2 protein-coding genes are annotated in these 2,358 nt (G+C 66.2%); both read left to right on the forward strand.

The annotated features are described in order from the left end of the window. The first annotated feature begins 231 nt into the window (after positions 1-231). Positions 232-954 (forward strand): gluconate 2-dehydrogenase subunit 3 family protein, encoded by a 723-nt coding sequence (locus tag VJS90_RS02145; RefSeq protein ID WP_324118631.1) that lies wholly within the window; start codon positions 232-234, stop codon positions 952-954. Positions 955-969: 15 nt separating this feature from the next. Next, positions 970-2,358 (forward strand): GMC family oxidoreductase (locus tag VJS90_RS02150; protein WP_324118633.1); only part of this gene is annotated, 1,389 nt, incomplete at its 3' end.

Below are 2,358 nucleotides of genomic sequence, written 5' to 3' on the forward strand. Positions count from 1 at the left end.
CGTAAACACGTCAAACCTCCGGTGGCGCGGCGATATGCCGCGCCCTAGACTGGCGCCCGCCGTGATTGCAGGTCGCCAGGAACACCCTCCAGCACCCCGCGTTGTTCGTTCATCCGCTCGATCCTCATGCCCCGACGTGCCCCTTCGCGCACGCCGCGTGCCTGTGCGTGCCCGAAAAAAGACCGCGACCTGCCGCACGGCTCCCCGTGATTGTTCAATAAGGAGAATTCCATGAGACGTCGGGACGCCTTGCGTTCTATGGGCGCGTTGTTCGCGGCCGCCGGGCTCGGCAAGGTCGGTGCGGTCGAGCTGCGCTCGGTGCCGCCGGAAACCGGCCTGACCCGCGAGATGCTGCCATCGCCGGTGATGAGTGGCGGCCAGGGCAACGTGTTCAAGGGCCAGGCCCGCGCCACCCTGACCGCCGTGTTCGACCGCCTGATCCCCCAGGACGAGCTGGGGCCCTCGGCGAGCGAAGCGGGCTGCGTCGACTACCTGGACGCGCAGATGAACGGGCCCTACGGCGAGTCGAAGGACCTCTACCTGGAGCGTCCGCTGCGCGCCGATGAATCCGCGCTGATGGGCCTGACCATCAGCCTGCGCACGCGCCGCGACTACACGCTCGCCGGGCTGGCGTTCATCGACCACCATGCGGTGCGCCGCCACGGCAAGGCGTATGCCGAGCTCGATGGCGAGCAGATGGACGCGATCCTGCGCGAGATGGACCAAGGCCACCTGGACTGGGAAGGTGCCGGCAGCGGCAGCCGCCTGTTCGAGTTCCTGCTGATGGCCGTGCGCGAAGGCTACTTCTCCGATCCGCTCTACGGCGGCAACCGCGGGATGGTCGGCTGGAAGCTGGTGGGCTTCCCCGGCGCCCGCTACGACTACCGCCAGTACATCGATCGCCGCGGACAGGACCTGGGCCTTGAGCCCATCAGCCTGATTCCGGTCAGCTGAGTCCAGGAGAAGACAATGGCAATTCAACGCAAGAAAGCCGACGTGGTGATCGTTGGCCTGGGCTGGGCCGGTTCACTGATGGCCGAAGAACTGACCCGCGCGGGTCTCGAAGTCGTGGCCATCGACCGCGGCCCCTGGCTCGACACCTCGACCGATACTCCACCCGCCGTCGACCCTGACGAGCTGCGCTGGTCGATCCGCCGTGAGCTGCTGCTGCAACCCGGCGATTACACCCTGACGTTCCGTAACCATTCCGGGCAGACGGCGGTTCCGACCCGCGAGCTCAAGGCGTTCCAGATGGGCAAGTCGGTCGGTGGCGCAGGCTTCCACTGGGCCGGGATGGCCTGGCGTTTCTCCGAATGGGACTTCAAGGTCCGCACCTCGACCCTGGAACGCTATGGCGCGGCCAAGCTCAAGGGCCTGGAGCAGGTGCAGGACTGGGGCATCACCTATGCCGAGCTCGAGCCGTTCTACGATCGCTTCGAACGGATCGCCGGGATCTCCGGTATTGCCGGCAACCTGCAGGGCGAGCGCCGTCCGGGCGGCAACCCCTTCGAAGGCCCGCGCAGCCGCGAGTTTCCGACCCCGGCGCTGAAAGAATCGCAACTGATGCAGATGTTCCGCGAGAGCACAACGCAGATGGGCCTCAACCCGTTCTACATCCCGGTGGCCCACGTCGGCGCAGCCTATGTCAACCCCCTGGGGGTGAGCATGGCGCCGTGCACCTACTGCGGCTACTGCATGTTCCACGGCTGCGGCAACTACTCCAAGTCCTCGCCCCAGGCCTGCGTGATACCCGCGCTGATGCGCCGCAAGAACTTCACCCTGATCACTCAAGGTTATGTGACCAGGATCCACAAGGCCGACGATGGCAAGACCGCGACCGGCGTGAGCTACTTCGACGAGCAGGGCCGCGAGGTGATCCAGCCCGCCGATATCGTCGCGCTGTGCTCGTTCACCTACGACAACGCCCGCCTGATGATGATCAGCGAGATCGGCACCCAGTACGACCCTGTCAGCCAGACCGGCACGCTCGGCCGCGCCTACAACTACCAGACCTGCTCGGGCGCGCATGTGTGGTTCGAGGGCCAGACCCTCAACCCGTTCATTGGCGCGGGTGGCCTGGGTATTCAGGTGGACGACTACAACGGCGACAACTTCGACCATAGCCAGCACGACTTCATCGGCGGCGCGGGCCTGCTGACCGTGTCGCGCGAGGGCATGCCCATCGGCCGCGCGGGCAACCTGCCGCCAGGCGCGCCACGCTGGGGCAAGGGCTTCAAGCAGACCTACAAGGACAACTATCAGAACTACGGGATCATCTTCGGCCAGGGCACCTCGATGCCGTCGCGCGACGCCTACCTGTCGCTCGACCCGAACTACAAGGACCGCTGGGGCACGCCG

It is taken from the genome of Pseudomonas sp. (assembly GCF_035277045.1).
Lineage (GTDB): Bacteria > Pseudomonadota > Gammaproteobacteria > Pseudomonadales > Pseudomonadaceae > Aquipseudomonas.